This is a genomic window from Synechococcus sp. H55.11, assembly GCF_047462475.1.
In the GTDB taxonomy this organism is placed as follows: Bacteria; Cyanobacteriota; Cyanobacteriia; order Thermostichales; family Thermostichaceae; genus Thermostichus.
Map to the genome: position 1 here is coordinate 1 of NZ_JANSJI010000156.1, position 5,547 is coordinate 5,547.

Sequence of the window (5,547 nt, forward strand, 5' to 3'; positions counted from 1 at the left end):
GGGAGAGGGGAGTTGGAGCGGCGCGTTTGCGGCAGCGCTGCCTAGCAATAACGACGCGACGAGCCGTTTTTTACTGCTATTTGGAATGACTATTTAGAGATTTTTTTAAGGATCCCCAGTAAATGTGAAAAAAGTGAAAGGGAATGCTTGGGGAAATGAGGCCTTCTGGGCAACCTTCAGCCCCAAGAGGGATGATCGGAAGGGATCTCTGGGCGAGGGCTTATGGACTTGGGCTTGGTGGTGATCGCCTACAAGGAGGGGGATCGGGAGAGCAAAGCCGCCTGTCAATTGTGTGCGGAGCAATTGCGTCGGCGCGGCGTTACGGTGCTGACCGCTCCCACCGGCTTGCACCACAACCCCTACCCGGTCTTTTTGGAGGCCACTTCGGATCCCATCGATCTGGTGGTGGTGCTGGGGGGAGATGGGTCGGTGTTGGCGGCAGCCCGCCACCTGGCCCCGCACGGGATCCCGATTTTGCCCATTCAGTCGGGGGGCAGGCTGGGGTTTTTGGCCCAGTCGGAGCGGGTGCTGCACCAGGATCCCTGGGATCGCATCCAGGCGGGAGACTTTGTTCTGCAAGCCCGCATGATGTTGCAGGCCCAGATTTGGGAGCAAGCGCAATTGGGGCAGGGAGCTATCCCTGGGGAGGGCAAGCGGCAGGGCCACCCGGTCAGCGAAGTCTACTACGCCCTCAACGAAATGTGCCTCAAGCCCATCAACCGGGAACGCCTGCCCGCCGCCATCATGGAAATCGAAGTCAATGGCGAGATTTTGGATCAGTACCACGGAGATGGCGTGCTGGTGGCCACGCCGACGGGATCCACCTGCTACACCTTGGCAGCCAACGGCCCCATCCTGGAACCTACCTTTGAGGCCATCATCATCACTCCCATTTGTCCCCTCAGCTTGTCCAGCCGGCCCATTGTTATCAGCGGCACGGCCACGGTGGAGATCTGGCCCCTTGCCGATCCGGAAGGGCTGACCCGCCTCTGGACTGATGGTGTCTTGGCTCAATCGGTCAACCCCGGCCAGTGGGTGCAAATTCAACGGGCTCCCCTGCCGGCCAAGCTGATGATCCTAGAAAAAGACCTCTCCTACTTCCGCACCTTGCGAGAAAAGCTGCAGTGGGCCGGCAGCCGCATCTACATCCCCACCACCAACCACCGCCCCGAGGGGGGATAAAGGGATCTTAAAGTTGGGGAGCTAGAGTAGCGGAGTTTAACTCCCCTGGAATCTTCTCCTATGAGCCTCAGACTGTACCTACTCAGACACGGGGAAACCCCCTACAGCCGTTCCGGCAGCTTTTGTGGCGCCCTCGATCCCGACCTCACCCCCGAAGGCCAGCAGATGGCAGAAGCTTTTGCCGCCGCCTATGCCGGGATCCCTTGGCAGGCCCTCTACGTCAGCCCGATGCGGCGCACCTTGGCTACTCTCAGGCCGCTGGCAGAGAAGACGGGGTTGGAGATGCAGATTCGAGAGGGCTTGAGGGAAATCCACTACGGTGAGTGGGAGGGCAAAACCCACGCCGAGGCCCGCGAAGCCCATCCCGAAACCTACTGGCGCTGGATGACCGAGCCGGCCTGGAACGCTCCTCCAGGCGGCGAAACCGCCGTGCAAATTGCCAACCGCGCCCTGCCGGTTGTGGCGGAGATCGAAGCAAAATGGTCGGATGGCAACGTCTTGATCGTCTCCCACAAGGCCACCATTCGGATTCTTCTCTGCAGCCTGCTGGGCATTGACCTGGGCCGCTACCGGGATCGTATCGAGGTTTTGGCTGCCTCGGTCAGCGTGGTCAAGTTCGACCGCTATGGGCCCCTGCTGGAAAGTTTGGGAGAACGCAGCTATTTGCCGCCTGATCTGCGGCAAAGGGCAGGCACCTAAAAGTTTAGAATTACTAGAATCTTTTGGGCTTTTTTTGAACAAGCGACCATGGGCAAAAAACTGGGCTTGGCACTGGGCAGTGGCGGAGCGAGGGGATGGGCCCATATTGGCGTGATCCGGGCGCTAGAACAGGCCGGGATCCCGATCGATTACATTGCCGGGACGAGCATCGGCGCCTTCGTCGGAGCCATTTACGCCGCAGGTGAACTGGATGAGCTAGAGGACTTTGTGCGGGAGCTCAACTGGAAGATGATCCTGTCTTTATTTGATGTAGTCTTTCCCACCTGTGGCCTTCTGGAGGGCAACAAAATCTACGAGCTACTGACGGAACATTTGCAAGAGCTGTGCATTGAAGAGGCCGGGATCCCTTTTTGTTGCGTGGCTACAGATTTGATTACAGGCCAAGAGGTGCTGTTGCGGTCCGGCAAAATGGCCGATGCGGTGCGGGCCAGCATCTCCATCCCCGGCATTTTCACTCCTTTTCAGCACGAAGGTCGCTACCTCAGCGATGGGGGCATTGTCAACCCGGTGCCGGTACGGGTGGTGCGGGAAATGGGCGCCGAGGTTGTCTTGGCGGTCAACCTCAACCACGTGGATCCTGCGGATGTGGAGCCGGAGGTAGAGGAAACGGAGGTAGAAGAAACTTTTCAAAGACGCCGGCGCTTCAATGTCGAAGGAGAGGTGATCGAGGAGGAAACCAGCTTCATCACCCGCATCCGCAAACGGTACCAATCTCTACAACAAGCGATCCAGGAAAAAATTAGTCAATGGTTTCCAGACGAGCCTTCTGGCCCCAACATTTTTGACATTATCGGCAGAACTTTGAACATCATGGAGCAAATGGTAACCCACAGCATTTTGGCCGAACATCCACCGGACTTACTGTTACAACCTAAGCTCAGCCAATACAGCATCTTCGATTTCCACCAGGCAGATGCCATTATTCGAGAAGGCTATCGGAAAATGCGACGGGCCATTCCAGAATTGCGCCAAAAGCTGGAGCAGTGAACCAACACTTTTCCAGCGGTTCAACCTAAAGCTTTAAAGGGATCCGCGGCTCAAGCTTTACCAAACGCCTCTCGACGGATCCCGCTATCAAAATAGGTCTGAAGTTCACTCGATTGGGATAAATTGCAATAGCAATCCTGTGTGGATGAGATAGCCCGGGGCAGATTTTCCATCCTGGTCGGGATGGGCCAGCAGCACACAGCGATCGTGGGGGGTGAGGTTAAACCCGACAGAGGGATCAGGCTCTCTTTTCAGTTGAGAGTTGAGTTGGGGATCCCCGACAAAGGTTAGTTGGGCCAACAGAGTTAACAGCCGGTCTTGGTGGGCCAGATCCGCCCCAAAAGCAGTCCGCTCCTGCAAGGTGGCCAGCGCCACCGGGTGGCCTTCCCGAATCAAATAGGAGAGGATCCCGGCACAGCGCTCTACGGCTCGCTCCAGCTTGTTGCGATGGGCTTCAGGGCTTTCTCCCCGCGGCTGCCAGCGATTTTCAAAGCAGAGGACGATGGCCTGGGAACGGGGGCGCTCCAGCTCCCGCACAACCAGTTGATCCCGTTTGGCGGAGATCTTCCAGTGCACCGAGCGCACATCATCTTGGGGACGATAGGGCCGCAGGCTAAGGTAGTCCCCCTCCTGGCCGGCCTGAGGGCGCAACTGGCTGCCGCCGCTCAATTGTTCCCACAGCACCAGGTTTTGGACAGGGGCAGGCCGAGGAAACACGATCACCGTCTGCGGGTCCTCGATTTCCACCGCCTTGCGGAAGAGTTCAAAGGGAAAGCTGGTGGCAATCTCAAAACCCTGCAGCCGCCACACCCCTCGCCTTGAAAAGGTGTGTTGATAGAAAGTATCCAGCTTGGCGCCCGGATCCAGGCGCAAAACATAGCTGGAAGGCCAATCTGCCCGCTTCAGCCCCTCGATGCGTTCGCTCACCTGCAGCGAAAAACTGGGCAGGCGTCGCTTGCGATTGACCAGCGTCAGCCCCACCAAGACCGGCTGGCCGGCAAAGATGCGGCTGGGCAACTGCCGGCTCACCTCTAGATCTTTGAGGGTGAGGTCGGAGAGGAGGCCGCTGAGGAGAATGAGGCTGAGCAGCATCCCCAGCACCAGGTATAGGGGATTGTTGCCGGTGTTGAAGGCGGCAATACTCACCAAGAGGGTGATCCCAACAAACCGACCCCCGATGCGGGTAAAGCGGAAGCGGCGCAGAAAACGAACGCGCTGTTTCGATGGCAGCTTTGCAGAAACAGCTCCTGGTCGGGGAGACCATTGAAATAACGGAAATAGTTGAGGTAGTCTTCGGCTGAGCTTCAATAACACCTGAGCTCCCTCCTCAGCGTTCGGCGCCGCTAGGGTTCTTCTGACAAGATTTCGGCAATGGCTGCAGCCACCCGCTCCTGCTGCCGGAGAGTTAATTCAGGAAAACAGGGCAGGGACAACACTTGAGCGGCACAGAGTTCGGCATTGGGCAAATCCCCAGGTTTGTACCCCAACTTTTTGCGGTACACCGGCTGCAGATGCAGAGGGATGGGGTAGTAAACGCGGCTGGCAATGCCCCGCTCCTGCAACTGCCGTTGCACAGCATCGCGCCGCCGTGAGTCAGTTGGGTGGGAGCCAGGCACCCGCACCGTGTACTGGTGCCACACCGAGTTGCCCCCCACCGCCACCTGGGGCAGGATGAGGCCAGGGATCCCGTGCAACAGGCGGTGATAGGACTCGGCAATCCCCTGTCGCCGCCAGTTCCACTCCCGCAGGTGGGACAACTTAACCGACAGGATCACCGCCTGCAGCGCATCCAGACGGCTGTTGAGGCCAATATACTCGTGCTGGTATTGATGGGTCTGGCCGTGTTCTTTGAGGATGCGCACCTGGCGAGCCAAGTGGGCATCCCGGGTCACCACCGCCCCCCCATCCCCTGCTGCCCCCAAGTTCTTGGTGGGAAAAAAGCTGAAGCAGCCGAGATCGCCCCAGGTGCCCACCGGCCTGCCCCCCCAACAAGCTCCCACCGCCTGGGCGCAATCTTCTATCACCGCCAGCCCATGTCGGCGGGCAATGGCCACAATCTCGGTCAGGTTGGCCGCCTGACCGAACAGATGCACCACCACCACCGCCCTGGTGCAGGGGGAGATGCTCTTTTCCAGAAGCTGCGGATCCAGGTTGAAAGTACAGGGATCCACATCCACAAACACCGGACGCGCCCCCACCAAGTCGATGGCCTCGGCAGAGGCAAAAAAGCTAAAGGCAGTGGTGATGACCTCATCGCCCGCTTGGATGCCCAAAGCCCGCAGAGCCAGCACCAGAGCATCGGTGCCGGAATTGCAGCCGACAGTCTCCAGATCCCCGCCGCCCAAAAACTGGGAGAAGAGCTCCTCAAAGCGTCGCACCGCCCCGCCGCCGATGTACTGCCCCGAGGCCAGCAACGCTTCCACCTGAGGCAGCAGGTCGGCAGCCAGAGCGCGGTATTGCAACGTCAAATCCAGCAGCGGGATCGGCTCATCCATGGTGGGGGGGGGGTAGCGGCCACAGCCCATCATCGAGGATAAGAGCCGAGGAAGACAACGCTCTGGTTCAAAATGGGGCTTTTTGTAGCTTCGTTGCTGAGAAAGCTGCTGGGATCCCAGCCCCGCCCCGACTTGATCCCCATCTGAGCTAGAGTAAACGCGG

5 protein-coding genes are annotated in these 5,547 nt (G+C 58.9%); 3 read left to right on the forward strand and 2 right to left on the reverse strand.

The annotated features are described in order from the left end of the window. Positions 1–222 precede the first annotated feature (222 nt). The 3 genes from NW853_RS06730 to NW853_RS06740 are packed head-to-tail and all read left to right on the forward strand — an operon-like array spanning position 223 to position 2,889. Positions 223–1,182 carry an NAD(+) kinase gene (locus NW853_RS06730; protein WP_414348496.1) on the forward strand — a complete coding sequence of 320 codons (960 nt, stop codon included), beginning with the start codon at positions 223–225 and terminating at the stop codon, positions 1,180–1,182. Between the two features lie 60 nt (positions 1,183–1,242). Beyond that, a complete protein-coding gene (locus NW853_RS06735; RefSeq protein ID WP_414335909.1) occupies positions 1,243–1,881 on the forward strand; it encodes a histidine phosphatase family protein in 639 nt (212 codons plus the stop codon). Positions 1,882–1,929: 48 nt separating this feature from the next. Then, positions 1,930–2,889, forward strand: a complete 960-nt coding sequence (locus tag NW853_RS06740) for a patatin-like phospholipase family protein (RefSeq protein ID WP_414348498.1) — start codon at positions 1,930–1,932, stop codon at positions 2,887–2,889. Between the two features lie 105 nt (positions 2,890–2,994). Here NW853_RS06740 and NW853_RS06745 read toward each other — a convergent pair whose 3' ends face one another. After that, positions 2,995–4,035, reverse strand: coding sequence for a DUF58 domain-containing protein (locus tag NW853_RS06745; RefSeq protein WP_414348500.1), 1,041 nt, complete (start codon positions 4,033–4,035; stop codon positions 2,995–2,997). A 197-nt stretch (positions 4,036–4,232) separates the two neighbouring features. After that, positions 4,233–5,384: a DegT/DnrJ/EryC1/StrS family aminotransferase gene (locus tag NW853_RS06750; RefSeq protein ID WP_414335912.1), complete on the reverse strand. Its 1,152-nt coding sequence runs from the start codon at positions 5,382–5,384 to the stop codon at positions 4,233–4,235. Positions 5,385–5,547: the final 163 nt, after the last annotated feature.